The organism is Ectopseudomonas oleovorans (genome assembly GCF_003052605.1).
GTDB lineage: Bacteria > Pseudomonadota > Gammaproteobacteria > Pseudomonadales > Pseudomonadaceae > Aquipseudomonas > Aquipseudomonas oleovorans_A.
This window is the reverse complement of the sequence record NZ_QASO01000123.1, coordinates 1-21,992: the sequence shown is the minus strand read 5'-3', so window position 1 is coordinate 21,992 and position 21,992 is coordinate 1. Positions and strand designations below refer to the sequence as shown.

The 21,992-nt window shown below is 63.6% G+C and carries 25 protein-coding genes; 11 read left to right on the top strand and 14 right to left on the bottom strand.

Going from position 1 to position 21,992, the window contains the following annotated elements; genetic code table 11:
* The first annotated feature begins 12 nt into the window (after window positions 1-12).
* Window positions 13-813 carry a helix-turn-helix transcriptional regulator gene (locus DBO86_RS21310; protein WP_108234763.1) on the top strand — a complete coding sequence of 267 codons (801 nt, stop codon included), beginning with the start codon at window positions 13-15 and terminating at the stop codon, window positions 811-813.
* 138 nt (window positions 814-951) lie between these two features.
* Entirely contained in the window at window positions 952-1,569 is a 618-nt protein-coding gene (locus tag DBO86_RS21305; protein WP_108234762.1) for a LysE family translocator, read from the top strand.
* Window positions 1,570-1,606: 37 nt separating this feature from the next.
* Here DBO86_RS21305 and DBO86_RS21300 read toward each other — a convergent pair whose 3' ends face one another.
* From DBO86_RS21300 to DBO86_RS21275, 6 genes are all read right to left on the bottom strand, one after another.
* Window positions 1,607-2,338 (bottom strand): hypothetical protein, encoded by a 732-nt coding sequence (locus tag DBO86_RS21300; RefSeq protein ID WP_108234761.1) that lies wholly within the window; start codon window positions 2,336-2,338, stop codon window positions 1,607-1,609.
* A gap of 214 nt (window positions 2,339-2,552) precedes the next feature.
* Window positions 2,553-2,933: a RidA family protein gene (locus DBO86_RS21295; protein ID WP_003464610.1), complete on the bottom strand. Its 381-nt coding sequence runs from the start codon at window positions 2,931-2,933 to the stop codon at window positions 2,553-2,555.
* Between the two features lie 68 nt (window positions 2,934-3,001).
* The gene (gene spoT, locus DBO86_RS21290; RefSeq protein WP_108234760.1) at window positions 3,002-5,113 is read right to left on the bottom strand and encodes a bifunctional GTP diphosphokinase/guanosine-3',5'-bis pyrophosphate 3'-pyrophosphohydrolase; all 2,112 of its coding nucleotides are present in this window, start codon (window positions 5,111-5,113) and stop codon (window positions 3,002-3,004) included.
* A 63-nt stretch (window positions 5,114-5,176) separates the two neighbouring features.
* Window positions 5,177-5,440 (bottom strand): DNA-directed RNA polymerase subunit omega, encoded by a 264-nt coding sequence (gene rpoZ / locus DBO86_RS21285; protein WP_003464606.1) that lies wholly within the window; start codon window positions 5,438-5,440, stop codon window positions 5,177-5,179.
* 94 nt (window positions 5,441-5,534) lie between these two features.
* Window positions 5,535-6,155 carry a guanylate kinase gene (gene gmk / locus DBO86_RS21280; protein ID WP_003464604.1) on the bottom strand — a complete coding sequence of 207 codons (621 nt, stop codon included), beginning with the start codon at window positions 6,153-6,155 and terminating at the stop codon, window positions 5,535-5,537.
* Between the two features lie 53 nt (window positions 6,156-6,208).
* On the bottom strand, window positions 6,209-7,072 hold the full coding sequence (locus DBO86_RS21275; protein WP_108234759.1) for a YicC/YloC family endoribonuclease: 864 nt from the start codon (window positions 7,070-7,072) through the stop codon (window positions 6,209-6,211).
* 185 nt (window positions 7,073-7,257) lie between these two features.
* On the opposite strand from DBO86_RS21275, the gene rph reads away from it, so the two are divergent.
* Complete coding sequence (gene rph / locus DBO86_RS21270; protein WP_003464600.1) at window positions 7,258-7,977, top strand: ribonuclease PH; 720 nt, start codon at window positions 7,258-7,260, stop codon at window positions 7,975-7,977.
* Between the two features lie 26 nt (window positions 7,978-8,003).
* Complete coding sequence (locus DBO86_RS21265; protein ID WP_003464599.1) at window positions 8,004-8,375, top strand: DUF4870 domain-containing protein; 372 nt, start codon at window positions 8,004-8,006, stop codon at window positions 8,373-8,375.
* Between the two features lie 203 nt (window positions 8,376-8,578).
* Here the strand turns inward: DBO86_RS21265 and DBO86_RS21260 are convergent, their stop codons facing one another.
* Window positions 8,579-9,358 carry an exodeoxyribonuclease III gene (locus DBO86_RS21260; protein ID WP_039965397.1) on the bottom strand — a complete coding sequence of 260 codons (780 nt, stop codon included), beginning with the start codon at window positions 9,356-9,358 and terminating at the stop codon, window positions 8,579-8,581.
* Window positions 9,359-9,438: 80 nt separating this feature from the next.
* Between DBO86_RS21260 and pyrE the strand changes: the two genes are divergently transcribed.
* Together pyrE and DBO86_RS21250 are read left to right on the top strand one after the other, a co-directional pair.
* Complete coding sequence (gene pyrE, locus DBO86_RS21255) at window positions 9,439-10,080, top strand: orotate phosphoribosyltransferase (RefSeq protein ID WP_013717752.1); 642 nt, start codon at window positions 9,439-9,441, stop codon at window positions 10,078-10,080.
* Between the two features lie 20 nt (window positions 10,081-10,100).
* Window positions 10,101-10,703 (top strand): DUF4124 domain-containing protein, encoded by a 603-nt coding sequence (locus tag DBO86_RS21250; protein WP_108234758.1) that lies wholly within the window; start codon window positions 10,101-10,103, stop codon window positions 10,701-10,703.
* A gap of 11 nt (window positions 10,704-10,714) precedes the next feature.
* On the opposite strand, the gene DBO86_RS21245 is transcribed toward DBO86_RS21250, so the two are convergent.
* The 5 genes from DBO86_RS21245 to coaBC all read right to left on the bottom strand — a co-directional run bounded on the left by DBO86_RS21245 (window position 10,715) and on the right by coaBC (window position 16,614).
* Window positions 10,715-11,161, bottom strand: a complete 447-nt coding sequence (locus DBO86_RS21245) for an acyl-CoA thioesterase (RefSeq protein ID WP_108234757.1) — start codon at window positions 11,159-11,161, stop codon at window positions 10,715-10,717.
* A gap of 226 nt (window positions 11,162-11,387) precedes the next feature.
* Window positions 11,388-12,293, bottom strand: a complete 906-nt coding sequence (argB, locus tag DBO86_RS21240) for an acetylglutamate kinase (protein ID WP_104727158.1) — start codon at window positions 12,291-12,293, stop codon at window positions 11,388-11,390.
* Window positions 12,294-12,317: 24 nt separating this feature from the next.
* Entirely contained in the window at window positions 12,318-13,712 is a 1,395-nt protein-coding gene (gene algC, locus DBO86_RS26335; RefSeq protein ID WP_208614024.1) for a phosphomannomutase/phosphoglucomutase, read from the bottom strand.
* A gap of 1,235 nt (window positions 13,713-14,947) precedes the next feature.
* Window positions 14,948-15,403, bottom strand: coding sequence for a dUTP diphosphatase (dut, locus tag DBO86_RS21230; RefSeq protein ID WP_017676057.1), 456 nt, complete (start codon window positions 15,401-15,403; stop codon window positions 14,948-14,950).
* A gap of 2 nt (window positions 15,404-15,405) precedes the next feature.
* A complete protein-coding gene (coaBC, locus tag DBO86_RS21225; protein WP_017676056.1) occupies window positions 15,406-16,614 on the bottom strand; it encodes a bifunctional phosphopantothenoylcysteine decarboxylase/phosphopantothenate--cysteine ligase CoaBC in 1,209 nt (402 codons plus the stop codon).
* Between the two features lie 139 nt (window positions 16,615-16,753).
* Here coaBC and radC point away from each other — a divergent pair, with 139 nt between their 5' ends.
* Window positions 16,754-17,428, top strand: coding sequence for a RadC family protein (radC, locus tag DBO86_RS21220; RefSeq protein WP_075750716.1), 675 nt, complete (start codon window positions 16,754-16,756; stop codon window positions 17,426-17,428).
* A gap of 114 nt (window positions 17,429-17,542) precedes the next feature.
* Here radC and DBO86_RS21215 read toward each other — a convergent pair whose 3' ends face one another.
* On the bottom strand, window positions 17,543-19,120 hold the full coding sequence (locus DBO86_RS21215) for an ABC transporter substrate-binding protein (protein ID WP_108234755.1): 1,578 nt from the start codon (window positions 19,118-19,120) through the stop codon (window positions 17,543-17,545).
* A 345-nt stretch (window positions 19,121-19,465) separates the two neighbouring features.
* Between DBO86_RS21215 and rpmB the strand changes: the two genes are divergently transcribed.
* The 3 genes from rpmB (at window position 19,466) to DBO86_RS21200 (ending at window position 21,368) form a co-directional block, all read left to right on the top strand.
* Window positions 19,466-19,702: a 50S ribosomal protein L28 gene (gene rpmB, locus DBO86_RS21210; RefSeq protein WP_003242523.1), complete on the top strand. Its 237-nt coding sequence runs from the start codon at window positions 19,466-19,468 to the stop codon at window positions 19,700-19,702.
* Between the two features lie 10 nt (window positions 19,703-19,712).
* On the top strand, window positions 19,713-19,868 hold the full coding sequence (gene rpmG / locus DBO86_RS21205; protein ID WP_108234754.1) for a 50S ribosomal protein L33: 156 nt from the start codon (window positions 19,713-19,715) through the stop codon (window positions 19,866-19,868).
* Window positions 19,869-20,153: 285 nt separating this feature from the next.
* Complete coding sequence (locus DBO86_RS21200) at window positions 20,154-21,368, top strand: HDOD domain-containing protein (protein ID WP_017676053.1); 1,215 nt, start codon at window positions 20,154-20,156, stop codon at window positions 21,366-21,368.
* Here DBO86_RS21200 and DBO86_RS21195 read toward each other — a convergent pair.
* On the bottom strand, window positions 21,356-21,784 hold the full coding sequence (locus DBO86_RS21195; RefSeq protein WP_244185589.1) for an EAL domain-containing protein: 429 nt from the start codon (window positions 21,782-21,784) through the stop codon (window positions 21,356-21,358). The two genes, DBO86_RS21200 and DBO86_RS21195, sit on opposite strands and share 13 nt — an antisense overlap.
* A gap of 70 nt (window positions 21,785-21,854) precedes the next feature.
* Between DBO86_RS21195 and tnpB the strand changes: the two genes are divergently transcribed.
* A partial coding sequence (gene tnpB, locus DBO86_RS27095; RefSeq protein WP_341865931.1) for an IS66 family insertion sequence element accessory protein TnpB occupies window positions 21,855-21,992 on the top strand: 138 nt, incomplete at its 3' end.

Genomic DNA, 21,992 nt, shown 5'->3' with positions numbered 1-21,992 from the left:
GCCGCTGCCGAGATGGATTCCAATCGCCTTCTGGCCAAGCCCTGGTTACCGGGAATCGAGCTGTTCCACGCCGACTTTTCCGGCCAGCCGTTCGGGCGCCACAGTCACGACGCGTTTGCCGTTGGGGCGATCGTACAGGGTGTGGGCGGCTACCAGTGCCGCGGTCAGCGCCACGCGCTGCCAGCGGGAACCCTGTCGCTGATGAATCCCGAAGAGCCGCACACCGGGCACGCCGAGTCGTCGCGCCTGATCTACCGCATGCTCTACATCGAGGAGTCGCGACTGCCGGCTCTGCTTGGGCGCAAGAGCCTGCCCAGTGGCTTTCGCGCGCTCAATCCCCACGATGACGGGCGCGTGGCGGCGGGATTGGCGCGTCTGGCCGGCCAGTTTGAAGGGGGCGATGCGCTGGCGTTGGAGAGCGAACTGCTGGCGTTGCTGGAGCTGGTCTTCGTGCGGCACGGCGGCTTGCGCGAGGCGCGCCCGGCATGTCGCGACAGCGGGGTGACGGCGTACCTGCGCGATTACCTGGAAGTGCACTACGCCGAGGCTGTCAGCCTCGAGCAATTGGCTGCCTTGGTGCAGCGTCACCCGCGCCACCTGATCGAGGCATTTCGCCGTGCCTATGGCGTGCCGCCACACACCTATCTACTGCAGCGCAGAGTGCGTGAAGCCAAGCGCAGGTTGTTGCAAGGTCAGGCCCTGGCCGATGTCGCACTGGACCTGGGCTTTTATGACCAGGCGCATTTCAACGGGGTGTTTCGCCGTTTCACCGGGGTCACTCCGGGGCGTTTTCGCGCCGTGGCGCAGGCCTGATTCTGCAGGGCTTTGCGCGAACTTGCATCGGTGCGCGCCAAGTTGTTCGGCAGCGATTGCGTCGCTGTAGAGCCTGAGTTTTTTCCAATACATCGATACCGCTAGTTGCCGACACTGCCTCCGCTAAACGGAGGTGCCATGTTCGCGTTGTTTCTACTGGTTGCCGGTACTCATTTCGCGGCCTTGCTGTCGCCTGGGCCGGACTTCTTTCTATTGATTCGTACCGCGCTGGCCAAGGGCCGGCACCAGGCCGACGGTTGCGCCTGCGGCATCGCCCTGGCCAACCTGCTGAGCATGCTGCTGGTACTGTTCGTCATGGCGTTGTTACCCGCCGAGGGCAGTTGGCTGTGGCGCTGCTTGCAGGTCGTCGGCGGGCTGTATTTCGCCTGGATCGGCCTGCAGGCGCTGGTCTCGCGGCGAGATCTGGTCCTGCCGCAGGGTGATCAACTGAGGCTCGGCGGGGTGTGGAAGGGCATGCGTCAGGGCCTGCTGGCCAGCAGCCTCAATCCCAAATTGCCGCTGTTCTACGCCGGGTTATTCGGGGTCTTGCGCGAGTCGGCAATGCCAGCATGGGGGCTGGGCCTGGCGATGCTGTGGATGACCCTGGTGGTGCTGTTCTGGGATCTGGCGCTGGTGCGCCTGCTCGATCAGGCGCGTTGGCGCAGCTGGTTGCAGCGGCGCGTGCGCTGGCTGGATCGCGGTTGCGGTGGCCTGTTGCTGGCGCTGGGAGGCTGGCTGTTGCTGGGGGCTCTATAGCGTGGCGCCGCTCCTGCCCGGAGGCGGCGCCTGCTGATCAGCGGCGTTTGAGCAACCAGCGTTGCGGGCCGGGCTGGTACTCGGGCATCTCGTCGAACTGGGCGCGGTTCTGCGCTTCGAAGATGCGCAGCTGATTGCCTTCATGCACGAACAACCAGGGGCTACCCTGATCACTGGCTTGCAGCCAAAGACTGTCATGTTCGCCGCTCATGGCCGCGCAGTCGCCTGCCAGGCACAGGGCAAAGCGTTCGGCGCCGGGCAGGCCTTGTACCTGCCCGGCGCTGTTGAAGCGCACCAGGCCGCCCTGGCCCAGACCTTCCTCGATCAGCCAGTCGCCGCCCAGGTAGTCGCGATATAGCGCCTGCTCGAAGCTGCTGCCCATTGGCTTGGGTTCGCTGGAGCTGTTGACGCGGGCGAAGTGCTGCTCGGGCCAGTATTCGCTAGCGATCTGCACCAGTTCGCCGTTCTGAATGGCGAGCTGCTCGTTGTAATCACCGTAGAAGGTCACCTGCCAACGCCCCTCTCCGGCACCCTGCAGCCTGCCCTCGGCCAGCTCGAAGCCGTTGCTGTAGCTGGCCTGCTGTTGTTCGGGGTTGATCTGCCATTCGAGGTTGGGGCCGTAGGCGAGCAGGGCTTCGCGTAGGCGACCGCTCTCGCGGGCGGCATCGATGGCTGCCTGGTTGATCCAGGTACCGCTCGGGTCGTTGTTCGGCGTGCTGGCGCAGCCGCCGAGCAGGGCGCCGCATAGCAGCAGAGGAAGCAGACGCATGGCGATCTCCATGCCGGGGAAGGGCGGGCGGGGCCTGCTGCCCCGCTCGAACGACTTAGAACCTGTTCACGATCTGCTGCGCGTCGGCCATGCTGCGTTGAAACCAGGCTCGTGCGCGAGTCCGATCAAAATGCTCATTTACAGCTCGTAAACTGCGCTTTTTCGCCTGATTTCGCCTTGCCTGGCTCTAGCTCGCGAGATCGTGAGCAGGCTCTTACTCGATGACCAGAATAGCGTCCATTTCCACCTGCGCACCGCGCGGCAGAGCAGCAACGCCGATGGCGGCGCGAGCCGGGTAGGGCTGTTCGAAATAGCGACCCATGATCTCGTTGACCTTGGCGAAGTGCGACAGGTCAGTGAGGAAGATGTTCAGCTTGACGATGTCCTTGAACGAGCCGCCGGCGGCTTCAGCAACCGCCTTGAGGTTCTCGAAGACCTGCACGGTCTGCGCTTCGAAGCCCTCGACCAGCTCCATGCTCACCGGATCCAGCGGAATCTGGCCGGACATGTAGACGGTGTTGCCGGCCTTGATTGCCTGGGAGTAGGTACCGATGGCGGCGGGGGCCTTGTCGCTGGTGATGACGGTCTTGCTCATGAATCGCTCCTTGTGAGAACTGGCTGGGTCGAGCGCCCAGCCTGCAGAATCGAAATAGGGGAATTGTGTCAGGCGCGTACTCGGGTGATACGCATCACGCCCTTGAGGGCGCGCAGTTTCTTGATCACGCGGGCCAGGTGCACACGGTCATGCACGCTGACCACCAGTTGCACGACGCTGATGCGGCCGTCGCGTTCGTCCATGCTGATCTTCTCGATGTTGCCATCGGCGGCGTTGACGCTGCCGGCCAGCAGCGCGATCAGGCCGCGCTGGTGCTCCAGCTCGACGCGCAGCTCGACGTTGAATTCGCCGGTGACATCCTTGGCCCAGTTGAGTTGGATGCACTTTTCCGGATTGTGGCGGATGTCGGCGATGTTCCGGCAGCTTTCCATGTGCACCACCATGCCCTTGCCGGCGGACAGGTAGCCGACGATGGGGTCGCCCGGGATCGGCGTGCAGCACTTGGCGTAGCTCATCACCAGACCTTCGGTGCCGCGAATCGCCAGCGGGCCTTCGCTGCTCGGCAGGGTCTCGTCGCCGCTCTCGGCCAGCAGGCGGCGGGCGACGACATAGGCCATGCGGTTGCCCAGGCCGATGTCCTCCAGCAGATCCTCGATCACTTCCTGGCGGTATTCGCCGAGCACCGCCTGTACGCGCTCGGGCGCGATCTTTTCCAGGTGCGTGTCGAAGCTGGCCAGCACCTTGTTCAGCAGGCGTTCGCCGAGGCTGATGGATTCCGAGCGGCGCTGCTGCTTGAGAGCGTGGCGGATGTGCGTGCGCGCCTTGCCGGTGACCACGAAGTTGAGCCAGGCCGGATTCGGTCGGGCGCCCGGTGCGGTGACGATTTCCACCGTCGAGCCGCTTTCCAGTGCCTGCGACAGCGGCGCCAGGCGCCGATTGATGCGGCAGGCGATGCAAGTGTTGCCGACGTCGGTGTGCACCGCGTAGGCGAAATCGACCGCGGTGGAGCCTTTGGGCAGCTCCATGATGCGGCCTTTGGGCGTGAACACGTAGACCTCGTCGGGGAACAGGTCGATCTTCACGCTTTCGATAAATTCCAGCGAGTTGCCCGCTCTCTGCTGGAGTTCGAGTACACCCTTGACCCACTGGCGTGCACGGGCGTGGTTACCCTTGGGCGCGTCGTCCTCGTTGGACTTGTACAGCCAGTGCGCGGCGATGCCGTTGTTGGCCATCTCTTCCATTTCGCGGGTGCGGATCTGGATCTCGATGGGCACGCCGTGCATGCCGAACAGCGTGGTGTGCAGCGACTGGTAGCCGTTGGCCTTGGGAATCGCGATGTAGTCCTTGAAGCGCCCGGGTAGCGGCTTGTACAGGTTGTGCACGGCGCCGAGCACGCGGTAGCAGGTGTCGACCTTGTCGACGATGATGCGGAAGGCGTAGACGTCCATGATCTCGTTGAACGCCTTACGCTTGCCGCGCATCTTCTGGTAGATGCTGTAGAGGTGCTTCTCGCGGCCGATCACTTCGCCTTCCATGCCCTCGCGCTGCAGGCACATCTGGATCGATTCCTCGATCTTGGCCACGATTTCCTTGCGGTTGCCCCGAGCGCGGCGCACGGCGGCGCGGATACGCTCGGAGCGCATCGGGTGCATGGCCTTGAAGCCCAGGTCTTCGAACTCCACGCGCATGTTGTGCATGCCCAGCCGGTTGGCAATGGGGGCGTAGATTTCCAGGGTTTCCTTGGCGATGCGCCGGCTCTTCTCGTGTGGCATGGCATCGAGGGTGCGCATGTTGTGCAGGCGGTCGGCAAGCTTGACCAGAATCACGCGGATGTCGCGGGCCATGGCCATGGCCATCTTCTGGAAGTTCTCGGCCTGCGCCTCGGCCTTGGTCTCGAAGTTCATCTGGGTCAGTTTGCTGACCCCGTCGACCAGTTCGGCCACGGTTTCGCCGAACTGCGCGTTGAGCGCTTCCTTGGCGATGCCGGTGTCTTCGATGACGTCGTGCAGCATGGCGGCCATCAGGCTCTGATGGTCCATGTGCATGTCGGCGAGGATGCTGGCGACGGCCAGCGGATGGGTCACGTAGGCTTCGCCACTGCGGCGGCGTTGGCCATCGTGCGCCTGTTCGGCGTAGAAGTAGGCTCGGCGAACCAGGTTGACCTGGTCATGGCCGAGGTAGGCCGAAAGTCGGTCGGCGAGAGCGTCTATGCCAGCCATGGGAGACTCTCCCGTTGGCAGCTGTGGCCCTGCGCCGCGCGACTTCGACCCGGCATCATCGACTTACAGAGGCTCGTTGGCCTCTTCCTCGAAGGCAGCGAACAGCGGCTCTTCTTCGACGATGTCGTCCTGGGCAATCACGTCGTAATCCACCAGGCCGGCGGCGATTTCACGCAGGGCCACGACGGTGGGCTTGTCGTTTTCCCACGCCACTTTCGGCTCTTTGCCGCCGGTGGCCAGCTGGCGCGAACGCTTGGTCGCGAGCATGACCAGTTCGAAGCGGTTATCAACGTTGTCCAGGCAATCTTCGACGGTAACGCGAGCCATGGTGTTCCTCGTAACGTGTGCGGATAAGCTTGGCCCGAGCGGGCGAGCGGACTGGATAGTCTAAAAAATCACCAGCGACAATGGAAGCGCTGTTTTACGCCAGCAGTTCGCTGAGCAGCCCGGCATGGCGCTGCTGCTGTTGTGTTTGCGACAACTGGTTGCTGCGGAAGATGGCTTTCAGGTCGCTCAGGGCGTGGTTGAAGTCATCGTTGATCACCAGGTAGTCGTATTCGACGTAGTGGCTCATTTCGCTGACTGCTTCGCGCATGCGTCGTTCGATGATCTCGCCGCTGTCCTGGCCACGGTTAGTCAGACGATGGCGCAGGGCTTCCTGGGTCGGCGGCAGAATGAAGATGGATTTGCTCTGCGGCATCAGCTTGCGCACCTGCTGCGCGCCCTGCCAGTCGATTTCCAGAATCAGGTCGAAGCCTTCGGCCAGCGTCTGCTCGACCCATTTCTGCGAAGTACCGTAAAGGTTATCGAATACCTGGGCATGTTCGAGGAACTCGCCGCGTTCGAGCATGGCGTTGAACTGTGCATGGTCGACGAAGTGGTAGTTCACCCCATCCACTTCGCCCGGGCGCATGGCGCGGGTGGTGTGCGAGACCGAAACGCGAATCTGCGCTTCGCTGTCGATCAGCGCCTTGACCAGGCTGGTCTTGCCGGCGCCGGAGGGGGCGGAAACGATGTAGAGGGTGCCGGTGGTCGTGGCCATGAAAACGATCCTGGGAAAACGTGGGACGAAAGATAGCAGCCGCTGGGCTGGCGTTACTCGATATTCTGAACCTGCTCGCGCATCTGTTCGATAAGCACCTTGAGGTTCACCGCAGCCTGCGTGCTGCGCGGGTCGAACGCCTTGGAGCCGAGGGTGTTGGCTTCGCGATTAAGCTCCTGCATCAGGAAGTCCAGACGCCTGCCGGCAGCGCCGCCGGCCTTGAGTACGCGACGCACTTCGCTGACGTGGGTGCTGAGGCGATCCAGCTCTTCGGCCACGTCGCTCTTCTGCGCCAGCAGCACCAGCTCCTGCTCCAGGCGTTGCGGGTCGAGCTCAGCCTGCATCTCGGCGAAGCGGGTTTCGATCTTCTGGCGCTGGCCGGCGAGCATTTGTGGTACCAGTTCGCGCAGTGCGGCGACCTCTTCGAGGATGCTGTCGAGGCGTTCGTTTAGCAGCTTGGCCAGCTCGGCGCCTTCGCGGGCACGGCCTGCCTTGAGTTCACTCAGCGCCTGGTCGAACAGCTTCAGAGCGGCAGCGTTCAGGGCTTGCGGGTCGGCCGAATCGGCCACCAGCACGCCAGGCCAGGCCAGCACTTCCAGCGGGTTGAGCGGGGCCGGCTGCTGGATCAGCGCGGCGACCTGTTCGGCAGCGGCGATCACTTGGCGGGCGCGCTCGCTGTCGACCTGCAGTTGCTTGCCGGCGTTTTCCTCGGCGAAGCGCAGGGTGCACTCCACCTTGCCGCGTGACAGCCCCTGGCGCAGGGCTTCGCGCACGGCGCCTTCGAGGTCGCGAAAGGCTTCCGGCAGGCGCAGGTGCGGTTCCAGGTAGCGGTGGTTGACCGAGCGCAGTTCCCAGCTCAGGGTGCCGTGGGCGGTTGCCTGCTCGTGGCGGGCAAAGGCCGTCATGCTATGAACCATGGGATACCTCGCGGATGTCGATTCGAAAAACGCAGGATTGTAGCCCAGCGAGAGTGCCTGTTTCATGCGCCGGTGATCAGCCCTTGGCCTTGCCTGCTGTCAGTCGCTGCCAAATCGTCGTGTCCTGTCGGCGGCTGGCCCCTATAATGCGAGCTGTTTTCACTTAATGAAGTAGGTATCGCTCGATGAAACGTCCCAGTGGCCGCGCCGCCGATCAGTTGCGCTCGATTCGCATCACCCGCAACTACACCAAGCACGCCGAGGGCTCGGTGCTGGTGGAGTTTGGCGATACCAAGGTGGTCTGCACAGTCAGCGTCGAGTCGGGCGTGCCGCGCTTCCTCAAGGGCCAGGGCCAGGGTTGGCTGACGGCCGAATACGGCATGCTGCCGCGCGCCACCGGCGAGCGTAATCAGCGTGAGGCCAGCCGCGGCAAGCAGGGTGGTCGTACTCTGGAAATCCAGCGCCTGATCGGCCGTTCGCTGCGCGCCGCACTGGATATGAGCAAGCTGGGCGAGAACACCCTGTACGTCGACTGCGACGTGATCCAGGCTGACGGTGGCACCCGCACCGCGTCCATCACCGGTGCCATGGTGGCGCTGATCGATGCGCTGAAAGTGCTGAAGAAGCGTGGTTCGCTCAAGGGCGAGCCGCTCAAGCAGATGATCGCGGCGGTATCGGTCGGCATCTACCAGGGCGAGCCGGTGCTGGATCTGGACTACCTGGAAGACTCCGCCGCTGAGACCGACCTCAACGTGGTGATGACCAATGCCGGTGGCTTCATCGAAGTGCAGGGCACCGCTGAAGGCGCACCGTTCCAGCCTGACGAATTCAACGCCATGCTGGCATTGGCGCAGAAAGGCATGAACGAGATCTTTGAACTGCAGCAGGCCGCTCTGGTCGACTGAGCCCGTAACGAGCAAGGAGCATCAGGATGAACGACGATCTGCAAAACCCGCTTCCTACGCCCAGTCAGGAAGCGCGCCAGTGGGCCATGTTCTGTCACTTCGCCGCGTTTCTCGGCCTGGTGTTCCCTTTCGGTAATCTGCTCGGCCCGCTGATCGTCTGGCAGATCAAGAAGGATTTCGACCCCTTCGTCGATGCGCAGGGCAAGGAAGCGCTGAACTTCCAGATCAGCGTGGCGCTGGCCGCCGTGGTCTGTTTCATCCTGATGGTGGTGGTGATCGGCTTCCCGCTGCTGATGCTGCTGGGTCTGGCCGCGTTGGTGCTGACCATCATCGCCGGTATCAAGGCCAACGAAGGGCAGAACTATCGCTACCCCTTCAGTTGGCGTTTGGTGAAGTGAACCCGTGCGTACTTAATCGGCACTAAATCTAGTGCCGATCAGGCAAGTTCCCGCAGCCGCTTTTCGTAGGAGCCCCGCCCCGGGGCGAAGTCTTTCAAGTGCGCGCCGCCCTTGTTCGCGGCGGGGCGCCGCTCCTACAAATCCGCTGCGCCGACATGCTAATGACGGGCGTTAGGCGCTAAGCCTGCGCTCCTGCCTGTCGATCAGACGCTGAGAATCCAGTCGTAATCGACGATCAGCGGCGCATGCTGAGAGAAGCGCGGCTGGCGCGGCAGGCGCGCACTGCGGACGCTGCGGCGCATGCCGGGCGTGAGCAACTGATAGTCGAAGCGATAGCCCAGGTTGAGCATTTCCGCCTGCTCGTTGTCCGGCCACCAGCTGAACTGGTCGCCTTCACGGCTGACTTCGCGCAGGGCATCGACATAGCCCATATTGCCAACCACCTCATCCATCCAGGCGCGCTCGGGCGCCAGGAAGCCTGGTGATTGCTGGCAGTCGCGCCAGTTCTTCACGTCCAGCTTCTGGTGCGCGACATGCAGCGAGCCGCAATAGATGTACTCGCGACGTTTGCGCCGTTGCTTGTCCAGATAATGGGTGAAGTCGTCCATGAACTTGAATTTCTGATTCAAGCTCTCGTCACCGTCCCGCCCGCTAGGCAGCAGCAGGGTGGCGATACTGACCTTGTCGAAATCTGCCTGCAGGTAGCGCCCGTAGCGATCGGCCATCTCGAAGCCGAGGCCGCTGATCACCGCCTTGGGTTGCAATCGCGAGTAGAGTGCCACGCCACCTTGGCTGGGCACTTCACCGTCGCATGCATAGAGGAAATAACCATCCAGCTGGAAGGCTTGGTCGTCCATTTCAAAGGCGGAGGCACGGGTGTCTTGCAGGCAGATCACGTCGGCATTCTGGGCTTGCAGCCAACTGAGCAGACCTCGCTCGGCCGCAGCCTGAATACCATTCACGTTCACACTGATGATCCGCATAAATGGCCCCCAAAAACACATGCATGTATGATACCCGAGCTCACCTCATTTAGCTAAATCCGTGCCGTCCGAGACTTTTCATGCAAGCGTACCAGCGCGATTTCATTCGTTTTGCCATCGAGCGCGGGGTTCTGCGTTTCGGTCAATTCACCCTCAAGTCCGGGCGTACCAGCCCCTACTTTTTCAACGCCGGCCTGTTCGACAGCGGCCTGGCGCTGGCTCAGCTGGGGCGCTTCTACGCGGCGGCCATCGTTGACAGTGGCATCGATTTCGACGTGCTGTTCGGCCCGGCCTACAAGGGTATTCCGCTGGCGGCGACCACGGCCGTGGCGCTGGCCGAGCATCATCAGCGTGATCTGCCCTGGTGCTTCAATCGCAAGGAGGCCAAGGATCACGGCGAGGGCGGCACCCTGGTCGGTGCGCCGCTCAAGGGCCGTGTGCTGATCGTCGATGACGTGATCACTGCCGGCACTGCGATCCGCGAGGTGATGCAGATCATCCAGGGCCAGGGCGCCCAGGCCGCCGGTACCCTGATCGCGCTGAACCGCCAGGAGCGCGGTCAGGGCGAGCTCTCCGCCATTCAGGAAGTCGAGCGCGACTTCGGCATGCCGGTAGTGAGCATTGTGTCACTCGAACAGGTACTGGAATATCTGGCAGGTGATGCTGAACTGAAGCAATATCTGCCGGCCGTCGAAGCCTACCGCGCCGAGTACGGAATCTAGCCCTCGCACAAGGTCGTCCTATGCCTGCACCGCTCCTGACCCGCTGTACGCTGCTCTGTAGCCTGCTGCTGCCGTTGTCTGGAGTGGCTGCCGAGCTGTATCGCTATGTCGACGACAAGGGCGTGACGGTGCTCAGCCGTCAGGGCGTGCCGCCGGAATTCATCGGCAAGGGTTATGAGGTGCTCAACGACCAGGGACGTGTGCTGCGGGTCATACCGCCGGCGCCGACGCCGGAAGAGTTCGCCCGCATGCAGGCGGACAAGGCCCGTGCCAGCAGCGATGCGCAGTTGCTGCGCCTTTACACCAACCTCGATGATGTCGACCGTGCCCGCGAGCGCAAGCTGGCCGAGCTCGACAGCGTCACCAGTGTCGCTCGCGGCAACCTGCAGTCGGTGCGTACCCAGCAAGCCAACCTGCAGAGCCAGGCCGCCGACCACGAGCGTGCCGGGCGCCAGGTGCCGGAGCATTTGCTGGCGCAGATCAATAACCTCAAGGAAGAGCAGCAGCGTCTGCAGCGAGATATCGCCCGCTACAAGGAAATCCGCACTCAAGCCGAGGCTGGTTTCGCCGCTGATCGCGCGCGCTTGGCCGAGTTGTTTGGCGAACCGCAGAAAAAGCCCTAGGGCTTAGCTATTCAGCCTTGCGGTTGAGTCTTCTCGAAACTCCCGATCTTTTCCCTGAGCCACTGCGGCAGCGGTGCGCTGCTGCGTGTCGCGCCGTCTGCGTGAACATAGACGATTTCGCCGCTGGTCAGCAGCTCGCCGTCGCGCCAGATGCCGAGCGCAAAGGTCAGGCTGGATCGGCCCAGGCGTGCGCTGCGGATGCCGACCTGCAACAGGTCGTCGAAGCGTGCCGGAGCACGGTATTCGAGCAAGGTGCGGATTGCGAAAAAATCGCCGCCGTCCTGTGCCAGGTCACCGGGGTAGGCGACTCCCAGCGCACGGAAGTATTCGGTGATGGCCACGTCGGCGTAGGTCAGGTAGTGGCCGTTGAAGACGATGCCTTGCGGATCGACTTCGGCCCAGCGCACGCGTAAGGCGTGGAAGAAACTGAACTGGCTGGGTTCGGGCAAGCTGCTCATGGGGGTTCCTTTTCAGGGGTACCTGGTGAGCGTGCATGTTGAGGAGGGTTGCGGCAAGTTCGAGTCGGTGTGCGGATGGCTTGCGATAAGGCTGCTCTATGACCGGCATCATCTCGTAGGGTGCGCTGTGCGCACCGGTTTGACGGTGCGCTTTGCCCTCACCTGCCCTTCGGGCACCCTCTCCCGGAGGGAGAGGGTCATCAGAAGGCCGCGTGGCGGCCGCTGTTTAAGGGCGTTTGCGGTTGCTGATCATGGTGCCGTTGCCGATATCGGTGAAGATCTCCAGCAGTACGGCATTGGGTACACGGCCATCGATGATGTGCGAACTGGTCACGCCACCCTGCACCGCTTCCAGGGCGCATTTGATCTTCGGCAGCATGCCGCCGTAGATGGTGCCGTCGGCGATCAGTTCGTTGACCTGCTCGGTGTTCAGGCCGGTAAGCACCTCGCCCTGCTTGTTCATCAGGCCGGCGATGTTGGTCAGCAGCATCAGTTTCTCGGCCTTCAGCGCCTCAGCCACCTTGCCAGCGACCAGGTCGGCATTGATGTTGTAGGACTCGCCATCCGGGCCGACGCCGATGGGCGCGATGACCGGGATGAAGTCGCCCTTGGCCAGCATGTTGAGCAGGTCGGTGTTGATCCCGGTGACCTCGCCGACATGACCGATATCGATGATTTCCGGCTGGGTCATCTCCGGTGTCTGACGGCTGACCTTGAGCTTGCGCGCGCGGATCAGGCCGGCATCCTTGCCGGTCAGGCCGATGGCGCTGCCGCCATGCTGGTTGATCAGGTTGACGATGCTCTTGTTGACCTGGCCGCCGAGTACCATTTCCACCACGTCCATGGTGGCGGTATCGGTGACGCGCATGCCATCGATGAAGTGGCTCTCGATGGACAGGCGTTTGAGCAGATCACCGATCTGCGGGCCGCCACCGTGTACCACCACCGGGTTGATGCCGACCGCCTTCATCAGCACGATGTCGCGGGCGAAGCCCTGCTTGAGCTCCTCGCTCTCCATGGCGTTGCCGCCGTATTTGATCACCAGCGTCTTGCCGACGAAGCGGCGGATATAAGGCAGGGCTTCGGACAATACCTTGGCAATCTGGGCGGCGGCGTCACGCTCGAGGGTCATGCAGGGGCTCCTGGAACAAATCGGTCAAAAGGGCAGTTGCAGGTCGGGGGCGACCTTGAGCAGCTGGGTGCGGAACACGTCCTGGATACGCTCCAGCTCTTCCTGGGTGTCGGCCTCGAAGCGCAGCACCAGCACCGGTGTGGTGTTGGACGCGCGGATCAGGCCCCAGCCCTTGGGATAGTCGACGCGCACACCGTCGATGCTGGTGATGTTCGCCTCGCCCCACTGGCCTTCACGCTGCAGGCGTTCGATCATGCCGAACTTGGTCTGCTCGGTGACCTTGATGTTGATTTCCGGCGTGGAAATGTCGCTGGGGAAGGCGCTGAACACCTGCTCGGCGTTGCGTTTTTCCAGGCTGAGGATTTCCAGCAGGCGGGCAGCGCTGTAGATGCCGTCGTCGAAACCGTACCAGCGTTCCTTGAAGAAGATATGACCGCTCATCTCGCCGGCCAGCAGGGCACCGGTTTCCTTCATTTTCTTCTTGATCAGCGAATGGCCGGTCTTCCACATCACCGGGCGACCGCCGTAGCCGCTGATCAGCGGGGTCAGGCGACGGGTGCATTTGACGTCGAAGATGATGTCGGCGCCAGGGTTACGCGAGACTACGTCCTTGGCGAACAGCATCAGCAGGCGGTCGGGGTAGACGATGTTGCCGGTGTTGGTCACCACGCCGACACGGTCACCGTCGCCGTCGAAGGCCAGGCCCAGGTCGGCGTTTTCCGCTTTGACGCGGGCGATCAGGTCGACCAGGTTTTCCGGTTTGCCCGGATCCGGGTGGTGATTGGGGAAGGTGCCGTCTACTTCGCAGAACAGCGGAATCACGCTGCAGCCCAGGGCTTCGATCAGTTGTGGGGCGATCACGCCAGCGGCGCCATTGCCGCAGTCGACCACCACGCGCAGTGGCTTGGCCAGGGCGATGTCGTCACGAATGGTCTTGAAGTAGCGTTGCAGCACGTCGACCTGCTGCACGCTGCCGACGCCTGTGGCCAGGTCGTTGTTGTCCAGGCGCGTCTTCAGCGCGAGGATCTGTTCGTTGGCCAGGGTATCGCCGGCGATGATGATCTTGAAGCCGTTGTAGTCCGGCGGATTGTGGCTGCCGGTGAGCATCACGGCCGAGCGGCCTTCCAGCACGTTGGCAGCGAAGTACACCACCGGGGTCGGCACCATGCCGATATCGGTCACTTCGCAGCCGCAGTCGAGCAGGCCCTGTACCAGTTGCTGCAGCAGTTCCGGGCCGGAGAGGCGGCCGTCGCGGCCAACGATGACCTTGGGCTCGCCCTGGGCCAGGCTCTGCGAGCCGATGGCGCGGCCAATCCAGTAGGCATATTCGGCGGTCAGGGTGTCGCCCACCACGCCACGGATGTCGTAGGCGCGGAAAATGTCGGCGGGAAGTGTAGGGGCGCTTTGGCTAGTGCTCATTGCGGGGCTCTGCTCCAGTCCCAGGAGATCCTGGTCTTCATCGAGAATGTCGATATCGAGGATATCGGTGTCCTGAAACAGCGGGTCGACCAGCTCGGCTGGCTTGGCTGCCGGCTGAGCGGCGGCTGCCGCGGCTGTTCCTTTAACGGGGGTGCTGCTGCCTTCAGCGCTACTGCGGCGTGGCAATCGTGCCAGGCTTTGGGCCAGCGCATCGAGCACCGGCATGCTGAGGCTGAAGGCTTTGACGTTCTTACCGGCGGAGAGTTCTTTGAGCATTTGCCCGAGTTGCTGGGCGTCGAGATTGACGCGCCGTTGCAGTGCGCCCTGCATCAGGACCATGCCGATCAGGGCACCGCCCAGTGCAAGCAGGAACGCGAGGCCGAGCATCGCGGGAGAAATACTGCCTTGAGCCAGGCCGGGGCCGGGGGTGAAGCTGATCTTCCAGTACGGGTTGCCGGTGGCGAAGGTCTGCGCAGCGGCTGCGTCGCCTGCCTGGCCGCGCTGTAGCAGCACCTGCGCCGGCGTGTTGGCGAACTGCTGCACCAGCTGCACCTGGCCATACTCGGGTGGTAGCGCCGGCACAGCTGCGAGCAGTCGCTGCAGGTCGAAGGCCAGCAGCAGCGTGCCCTGGGCCGGCTGATTCTCACTCGGGCGCAGGGCCACGGCGCTGTAGGCCAGCCAGCGCTCACCCACGCGATAGGCTTCGGTAGCGGGTTGCTGACCGCTTTCGGTGCGGCGCAGCATGTCCAGGCCGGCGAAGTTCATCGGCGCGGCGCGGGAGGTGTTCTGTACCGCTTCGCCGCGGCGATTGAGATGGGCATCGATCACGCCATCCCAGTAGCCCAGGCGCCGCTCGACTTCGCTGACCCGCAGGTTGTCGCCGCTTTGCAGTGCTTGCAACAGCTCCGGGTTGCGAGCGGCGGCGAGGCTGTCGGCCTGCAATTGCTTGAGCGCCTGCTGCACGGCAGCGGCCTGGTTGCTGCCAATGACCTGCACCAGCTCTGCCTGGCGTGCCTGGCTGCTGCTGTTATCGGCAAACCACAGCAGCGCGGCGCCTGCGGCCCCACCGATCACGGCGGCCAGCAGACCGGGTAACAATGCGCCCAGCGAGGTGTTCGCCGTCTTGCCCTCGGGCTTGCTCGGCACCAGGCTGGCAGCCGTGTTGGCTTCCTTGGCGGTACGCTTGAAGAGTTTCACGTGGGCGCTCCTCGGCGGGTCGTCCTGTGGGGTATGAGTCAGTGGCTACCGGAGTGGCCGAAGCCGCCGGCGCCACGCTGGGTCTCGTCGAACTGCTCGACCAGCTCGAAGTGAGCCTGCACCACCGGCACCAGCACCAACTGCGCGATGCGCTCGCCGATGGCGATGGTGAAAGGCGTCTGGCCACGGTTCCAGCACGACACCATCAGTTCGCCCTGGTAGTCCGAGTCGATAAGGCCGACCAGGTTGCCGAGCACGATGCCGTGTTTGTGGCCCAGACCCGAGCGCGGCAGGATCATCGCGGCCAGGCCAGGGTCGCCGATGTAGATCGACAGGCCGGTGGGGATCAGCACGGTCTGGCCTGGCTCGAGGACGATCTGCTCCTTGAGCATGGCGCGCAGGTCGAGGCCGGCGGAACCGGGTGTGGCGTATTGCGGCAGCGGGAATTCCTGGCCGAGGCGGGGATCGAGGATTTTGGCTTGCAGAGCGTGCATGGTCAGTTCTTGTTCAGTCGTTCGGCGATAAGGGTGATCAACTGGCGGGCGATCTTGCCCTTGCTGGTCTGGGCGAAACTGGTTTGCTGCAGCCCACGGTCGATCACGGTGATGGCGTTCTCTTCACTATTGAAGCCGATGCTGGGGTTGGCCACGTCATTGGCGACGATCAGGTCGAGATTCTTGTCGCGCAGCTTGCGCGAGGCGTATTCGAGCAGGTTCTCGGTCTCGGCCGCGAAGCCCACGCTGAACGGGCGATCCTCGCGGCCGGCGATGGTGGCGAGGATATCCGGGTTGCGCACCATTTGCAGGAGCATCCCTTCGCCACTGCTGGGGTCTTTCTTCAATTTGTGCTGGGCTACCACTTCCGGGCGGTAGTCGGCCACCGCGGCGGCGGCGATCAGCACGTCGCAGGGCATCGCCGCTTCGCAAGCGGCAAGCATGTCGCGGGCGCTGACCACGTCGATGCGGCTGACCCGGTCCGGCGTCGGCAGGTGCACCGGGCCGCTGACCAGGGTCACGCGCGCGCCGGCTTCGGCGGCGGCCTCGGCCAGGGCGAAGCCCATCTTGCCGGAGCTGTGGTTGGTGATGTAACGCACCGGGTCGATGTTTTCCTGAGTCGGGCCGGCGGTGATCAGGATATGCAGGCCATCGAGCGCCTGGCGCTGGAAGCAATCGGCGGCCAGTTGGGCCAGATCATTGGCTTCGAGCATGCGACCGAGGCCGACATCGCCACAGGCCTGGCTGCCGGATGCCGGGCCGAACAGGCGCATGCCGCGACTTTGCAGCAGTTCGAGGTTGGCCTGGGTGGCTGCGTCGCGCCACATGGCCTGGTTCATCGCCGGGGCCAGAGCAATCGGCGCATCGGTAGCCAGTACCAGGGTGGTCAGCAGGTCGTTGGCCACGCCCTGCGCGAGGCGCGCGATAAGGTCGGCGGTGGCAGGAGCGATGAGGATCAGATCGGCCCAGCGCGCCAGCTCGATATGGCCCATCGCCGCTTCGGCGGCCGGGTCGAGCAGGTCGAGGTGCACGGGGTGGCCGGACAGGGCCTGCAGGGTCAGCGGGGTGATGAACTCGCGTCCGCCCTGGGTCATCACCACGCGGACTTCGGCGCCTTGATCCTTGAGTCGGCGAACCAGTTCGGCGCTCTTGTAGGCAGCAATACCGCCCCCCACGCCGACGATGATGCGTTTGCGATACAGCCGCTGCATAGGCCTGCCTTTTATAAACCGGTGGATGTGCGCCACGTGACCAACGCCTCCCCAGGCCGGCCCCGTGTAAAAAGATGGGCTACGATAGCACAGCGCCCGCAGCGGAACAGCGGGCGCCTGGCTCAATAGGGAGGTGTGCATGAGCATTCGTGACTGGCCCGCGGCAGAGCGCCCGCGGGAGAAATTGCTGGAGCAGGGCGCGGCGTCGCTGACCGACGCCGAACTGTTGGCGATCTTTCTGCGTACCGGGGTGACCGGCAAGAGTGCGGTGGATCTGGCGCGCTATCTGCTCAGCGAATTCGGCAGCCTGAGGGCTCTGCTCGAAGCCGATCTGGCTGGCTTCAGCCAGCACCTCGGCCTGGGCCCGGCCAAGTACGCGCAACTGCAGGCGGTGCTGGAGATGTCGCGGCGCCATCTGGCCGAGCGCCTGCGCCGCGATTCAGCGCTGGAAAGTCCGCAGGCGGTGCGCGACTACCTCAAGGCGCAGCTACGCCACGAGCCGCATGAGGTGTTTGGCTGCCTGTTCCTCGATGCCAAGCACCGCGTGCTGGCCTTCGAGGTGCTGTTTCGCGGCAGCATCGACAGCGCCAGCGTTTATCCCAGGCAGGTGGTCAAGCGTGCGCTGGCCAACAATGCCGCCGCCGTCATCCTTACCCATAACCACCCATCGGGCGTGTCGGAACCCAGCCAGGCCGACCGCGTACTGACCCAGCGCCTCAAGGATGCTCTGGCGCTGGTCGAGGTGCGCGTGCTCGACCATTTCATCGTCGGCGATGGCGAGCCGCTGTCGATGGCCGAACTCGGCTGGATGTAGCTGGGACATGCGTAGGGCGGGTGCAACCCGCCGTTATCGATGCGGCGGGTTGCACCCGCCCTACCTGTCTTTAGGTGAGGTGTAGGGTGGGCTTTAGCCCACCATGATGATGGCTCAGGGTGCCATCTGCACCGAAGCAAAATTCTGCCGGCCAAACGGGCTGACCTTGTAACCCTCGACCTTGCTGCTGAGCAACGCGAAGGCGGTCGGGTGGGCCAACGGCAGCCACAGCGCCTGCTCCTGAATGATCTGCTGCGCCTGGTGATAAAGGCGGCTGCGCTGATCCTGGTCGCTGCTGGCCTTGCCTTCCGCGATCAGCTTGTCCAGCGTTGCGTCGCAGTAGCGGGCGAAGTTCAGCCCGGACTGCACCGAGGCGCAGGCGAATTGCGGGGTGAGGAAGTTATCCGGGTCGCCGTTGTCGCCAGCCCAGCCCATGAACAGCAGGTCGTGCTCGCCGGCCTTGGCGCGGCGGATCAGCTCGCCCCACTCGATCACGCGAATTTCGGCGTCGATGCCCACCTTGGCCAGATCCGCCTGCAGCAGCTGCGCGCCGAGGCTGGGGTTGGGATTGAGCAGGCTGCCGCTGGGGCGGGTCCAGATGGTGGTCTTGAAACCCTCTGCCAGACCAGTCTCGGCCAGCAGGGCGCGGGCCTTGTCTGGCGCATGCGCATAGCCGGGCAGTTCGCTGGCGTAGCTCCAGGTGTTCGGCGGGTACGGGCCATTGGCCGGCTCGGCGCTGCCCTCGAACACGGCCTTGACGTAGCTGGCCTTGTCGAAGGCCAGGTTGATCGCCTGGCGCACTTGCGGTTTGTCCAGTGGTGGATGCTGGCTGTTGATGCCGACGAAGGCGGTCATGAACGCGGCGGTCTGTGCGCTTTTCAGCTTGGCGTCGCCGGCGATGGCCTGCACGTCCTGCGGTTTCGGCGACAGGGCGATCTGGCATTCGCCGCGGCGCAGTTTCTGCAGGCGCACGTTGCTGTCCGGGGTGATGGCGAAGATCACCCGGTCCACGCCCGGCTTGCCGGCGAAATACTCCGGGTTGGCGCGGTAGCGCACGGCGGCATCTTTCTGGAAACGCTCGAAGGCGAACGGACCGCTGCCGATGGGCGCGCTGTTGAGCTTCTGCGGGGTGCCGGCGGCCATCAGCTGGTCGGCGTATTCGGCGGAATAGATTGAAGCGAAGCCCATGCTCAGGGTGGCGAGGAAGGTCGCATCGCGGCGGTTCAGGGTGATGCGTACGCGGTGCGCATCCGGCGCCTCGATCTTGGCGATCAGGCTTGGCCACTGCATCGACTGGGCATGTGGATAACCGCTGGCAGCGACCGCGTGCCAGGGGTGCTGCTCGTCGAGCATGCGCTGGAAGCTGAACAGCACGTCCTGGGCATCGAGAGTGCGGCTGGGGCTGAAGTCGGCGCTGTGGTGAAATTGCACGTCGTCGCGCAGGGTGAAGTCATAGACCAGGCCATCGGCGGAGATCGACCAGCTGCGCGCCAGGCTCGGCAGCAGTTTGCCCTGCTCGGCATCGAACTCCACCAGGCGGTTCATCAGCATGTCGGCCGAGGCATTGGTGGTGGTCAGCGAGTTGTACTGCACCACGTCGAAACCCTCCGGGCTGGCTTCGGTGCATACGCTGAGGGTGGCGGCCTGGGCCAGGATCGGGGTGCACAGTAGAGCAGCGAGCAACAGGCGCATGGTGAAGTCCTCATTCCTGGCGTGAACGGCAAGCTTGCAACCCTAATCGATTTGCCATGCGCTGAATACCCGATCGAGGCGACGAGCGGTCAAATCTTGATCAGGCCCCAACGGGCCGGCCCCCGGCGGGGCTGCTGGCTCGGGGTTGGGTTTTATCCTGCGTTTTTCCTTGTTGCTCCCAGGGCTTTCTGGTATAAAGCAGCGCTCTTTTCTAGGGGCCCGGTTCTTGCGCTATCCAGTGCGCCCGGTAAGACCCTCGAGAAACGCGGCGCCGAGCGCCAATGACATTGAGTTTAAGCGGCCAACCCATGCCGGGTTGGGCATGTGGTTTTAGAGGGCTGAGGCATGTCGAGAGTCTGTCAAGTTACCGGTAAGGGTCCGGTAACCGGGAACAACATTTCCCACGCAAACAACAAAACCCGTCGTCGTTTCCTGCCGAACCTGCAGCACCATCGCTTCTGGGTCGAGTCCGAGAAGCGCTTCGTGCGTCTGCGCGTATCTGCCAAAGGCATGCGCGTCATCGACAAGCGTGGCATCGACGTAGTGCTGGCTGAGCTGCGCGCTCGCGGCGAAAAGGTTTAAGGAGAGAGTCATGCGTGAACTGATCCGTTTGGTGTCCAGCGCCGGTACCGGCCACTTCTACACCACCGACAAGAACAAGCGCACCACCCCCGACCGGATCGAAATCAAGAAATTCGATCCGGTCGTACGCAAGCACGTGATGTACAAGGAAGCCAAGATCAAGTAATTGATCGGCTGCCTGGCAAAGAAGCCCGCCCTAATCGGCGGGCTTTTTTTTGCCCGTGTTTCCCCCTCGGACTCGCGCCTGCGCCGCTCATTTGCGCGGGTCGGTTGGCGCGGCTATTGGTCGCGCATTTTTTTTGCGCAACCCGGTCACCTGTGACTTACGTCACGCAACACCTCGGTTTAGACTGCGCCGTTGCCGTGGAACTGACTCATCCATCAGCTTTTTGGTGGATGTGGGGACATGGGGTTCGGGCATCCTCCGTTCGTCATTCGCCCAGAGGCTCGCATGACCGCTTCAGCTCATTGTGTGGAAGTCCTGATTGCCGAGGCGGATCCCTGGACGTCCAACCTGTTGCAGCAATTGGTGCTCGACGTGTGTGGCGATGCCCGTGTGCTGCAGGTCAGCGATGGTCAGGCGGCACTGGCGCGTTGCAAGCGGCGCTTGCCCGATCTGGTGATCGCCGATGGCGAGCTGCCGGGGCTCGACGGCCTGGAGCTGCTGCGCCAGTTGCGCCGTCACCCGCGTACACCGGCGCTGCCGTTCGTGCTCATCAGTGGTCGCCTGGATGCCAGCAGCGTGCGCGCCGCGCGGCCGCTGGCGCCCAGTGCCTATCTGGCCAAGCCCTTCAATGCCGAGAGTCTGCGTCAGCGTCTGCGCACATTGTTGCCCGCGCCTGCGGCTGCGGTGGCGGTGCGTCAGCCGCTGTTGCTCAGCGAGCTGCGTGACTATCTGGATACGGTGCGCGAAGAGGGGCAGGGTGCACCGCTGCTCAGCGATGTACGCAATGCCGTGAGTCAGGGGCTGCAGGCCGGCGAGCAGGACCTGGGCGAGCTGGAAGCGGTATTCGGCAGCGACCCGCAGATCACCGCGCTGCTGATTGCCGCAGCCAGCACCGCCGCGCAGCATCAGGGTGTGCCTTGTCATACCCTGACCCAGGCACTGCAGCGCCTGGGTGTGGCGCGCACGCTGAATCTGGTGCTGGGCCTGGCGCTGCAGCGCAATGCCCAGTTGCGTGACCCGCGCCTGGCAGAATTGGCTGCGCATACCTGGCAGCAGGCGCGACGCAGCGCCGAGCTGGCGCGCTGGCTGGCGCTCGAACTGAAGCTGGACGCCGAGCTCTGCTACACCGCCGGTCTGCTGCACAATCTGGGCGAACTGGCCCTGCTGCGCAGCCTGCAGGACTGGCAGGAAGCGGGGGGTGAACTGAGCAATGAGCAGATCGACGATGCGATGCTGCGCCGCTCGGCGAGCTTCGGTTCGGCCCTGCGTATCCGCTGGCGATTGCCGTTCGGCCTGCGAGAGCTGATCGCAGCGCTCTATGGCCTGGGCAGCGGCGTGTTCTCGCGTGAGGCGCTGGTGCTCAACCTCACCGGTCTGTTGCTGGCCCTGCCGAACAACGAGCTGCCAGCCAGCCTGGTCGAAGCGCGCTGCGTGCGCATGTTGCGCTTGGATCTGGCGCTGCTCGAGCGCGTGCCGGTGGCGCTCTATCAGGCTTCCTGAGTGTCGTGGCGACGCGCGTCGTCGGCCAGTTGCCGCAAGGGCTGCGGACGGCCAACGAAGTAGCCCTGGGCGTAGTCGATGCCGAGGCGGCGCAGGCAGTCCAGGCTGGCCTGGGTCTCGACGAATTCGGCGACGGTGAGCAGGCCCAATTGCCCGGCAATCTGTCGCATCGAGCCGACCATGGCCTGGTTGATCGGGTCGTTCTCGATGCCGCTGATAAAGCTGCCGTCGATCTTGAGGATATCCAGCGGCAGGTGACGCAGATAAGCGTAGGAGGCGAAGCCGCTGCCGAAATCGTCCAGGGCGACTTTCAGCCCCTTGCTGCGTAGTTCCTCGATCCACTGGGCGGAGACGCCCAGCTCACCCAGGGCGACCATTTCCGTCACTTCGATGCAGAATTTTCGTATGCGCTCCATAGACCCCATCTTCAACTGACCTCTCCGTATCCCGGATGCTGGGCTCCCTATTTTCCCGTGGAGTTCCGTCATGATGCGTCCCGACGCCAAAGTGCAGAAGGTCTATCTCTACCCAAAGCCCGTCGACTTCCGCAAATCCATCAATGGACTGGCCGCGCTGGTCGAGCTGGACATCAAGGTGGAGGTGTTCAACCCGGTGCTGTTCGTG

Excerpts from the sequence above, each read along its gene's own strand:
- DBO86_RS21310 (WP_108234763.1), top strand. The coding sequence starts at position 13 with ATGGATTCCAATCGCCTTCTGGCCAAGCCCTGGTTACCGGGAATCGAG.
- DBO86_RS21305 (WP_108234762.1), top strand. The coding sequence starts at position 952 with ATGTTCGCGTTGTTTCTACTGGTTGCCGGTACTCATTTCGCGGCCTTG.
- DBO86_RS21300 (WP_108234761.1), bottom strand. The coding sequence starts at position 2,338 with ATGCGTCTGCTTCCTCTGCTGCTATGCGGCGCCCTGCTCGGCGGCTGC.
- DBO86_RS21295 (WP_003464610.1), bottom strand. The coding sequence starts at position 2,933 with ATGAGCAAGACCGTCATCACCAGCGACAAGGCCCCCGCCGCCATCGGT.
- spoT (WP_108234760.1), bottom strand. The coding sequence starts at position 5,113 with ATGGCTGGCATAGACGCTCTCGCCGACCGACTTTCGGCCTACCTCGGC.
- rpoZ (WP_003464606.1), bottom strand. The coding sequence starts at position 5,440 with ATGGCTCGCGTTACCGTCGAAGATTGCCTGGACAACGTTGATAACCGC.
- gmk (WP_003464604.1), bottom strand. The coding sequence starts at position 6,155 with ATGGCCACGACCACCGGCACCCTCTACATCGTTTCCGCCCCCTCCGGC.
- DBO86_RS21275 (WP_108234759.1), bottom strand. The coding sequence starts at position 7,072 with ATGGTTCATAGCATGACGGCCTTTGCCCGCCACGAGCAGGCAACCGCC.
- rph (WP_003464600.1), top strand. The coding sequence starts at position 7,258 with ATGAAACGTCCCAGTGGCCGCGCCGCCGATCAGTTGCGCTCGATTCGC.
- DBO86_RS21265 (WP_003464599.1), top strand. The coding sequence starts at position 8,004 with ATGAACGACGATCTGCAAAACCCGCTTCCTACGCCCAGTCAGGAAGCG.
- DBO86_RS21260 (WP_039965397.1), bottom strand. The coding sequence starts at position 9,358 with ATGCGGATCATCAGTGTGAACGTGAATGGTATTCAGGCTGCGGCCGAG.
- pyrE (WP_013717752.1), top strand. The coding sequence starts at position 9,439 with ATGCAAGCGTACCAGCGCGATTTCATTCGTTTTGCCATCGAGCGCGGG.
- DBO86_RS21250 (WP_108234758.1), top strand. The coding sequence starts at position 10,101 with ATGCCTGCACCGCTCCTGACCCGCTGTACGCTGCTCTGTAGCCTGCTG.
- DBO86_RS21245 (WP_108234757.1), bottom strand. The coding sequence starts at position 11,161 with ATGAGCAGCTTGCCCGAACCCAGCCAGTTCAGTTTCTTCCACGCCTTA.
- argB (WP_104727158.1), bottom strand. The coding sequence starts at position 12,293 with ATGACCCTCGAGCGTGACGCCGCCGCCCAGATTGCCAAGGTATTGTCC.
- algC (WP_208614024.1), bottom strand. The coding sequence starts at position 13,712 with ATGAGCACTAGCCAAAGCGCCCCTACACTTCCCGCCGACATTTTCCGC.
- dut (WP_017676057.1), bottom strand. The coding sequence starts at position 15,403 with ATGCACGCTCTGCAAGCCAAAATCCTCGATCCCCGCCTCGGCCAGGAA.
- coaBC (WP_017676056.1), bottom strand. The coding sequence starts at position 16,614 with ATGCAGCGGCTGTATCGCAAACGCATCATCGTCGGCGTGGGGGGCGGT.
- radC (WP_075750716.1), top strand. The coding sequence starts at position 16,754 with ATGAGCATTCGTGACTGGCCCGCGGCAGAGCGCCCGCGGGAGAAATTG.
- DBO86_RS21215 (WP_108234755.1), bottom strand. The coding sequence starts at position 19,120 with ATGCGCCTGTTGCTCGCTGCTCTACTGTGCACCCCGATCCTGGCCCAG.
- rpmB (WP_003242523.1), top strand. The coding sequence starts at position 19,466 with ATGTCGAGAGTCTGTCAAGTTACCGGTAAGGGTCCGGTAACCGGGAAC.
- rpmG (WP_108234754.1), top strand. The coding sequence starts at position 19,713 with ATGCGTGAACTGATCCGTTTGGTGTCCAGCGCCGGTACCGGCCACTTC.
- DBO86_RS21200 (WP_017676053.1), top strand. The coding sequence starts at position 20,154 with ATGACCGCTTCAGCTCATTGTGTGGAAGTCCTGATTGCCGAGGCGGAT.
- DBO86_RS21195 (WP_244185589.1), bottom strand. The coding sequence starts at position 21,784 with ATGGAGCGCATACGAAAATTCTGCATCGAAGTGACGGAAATGGTCGCC.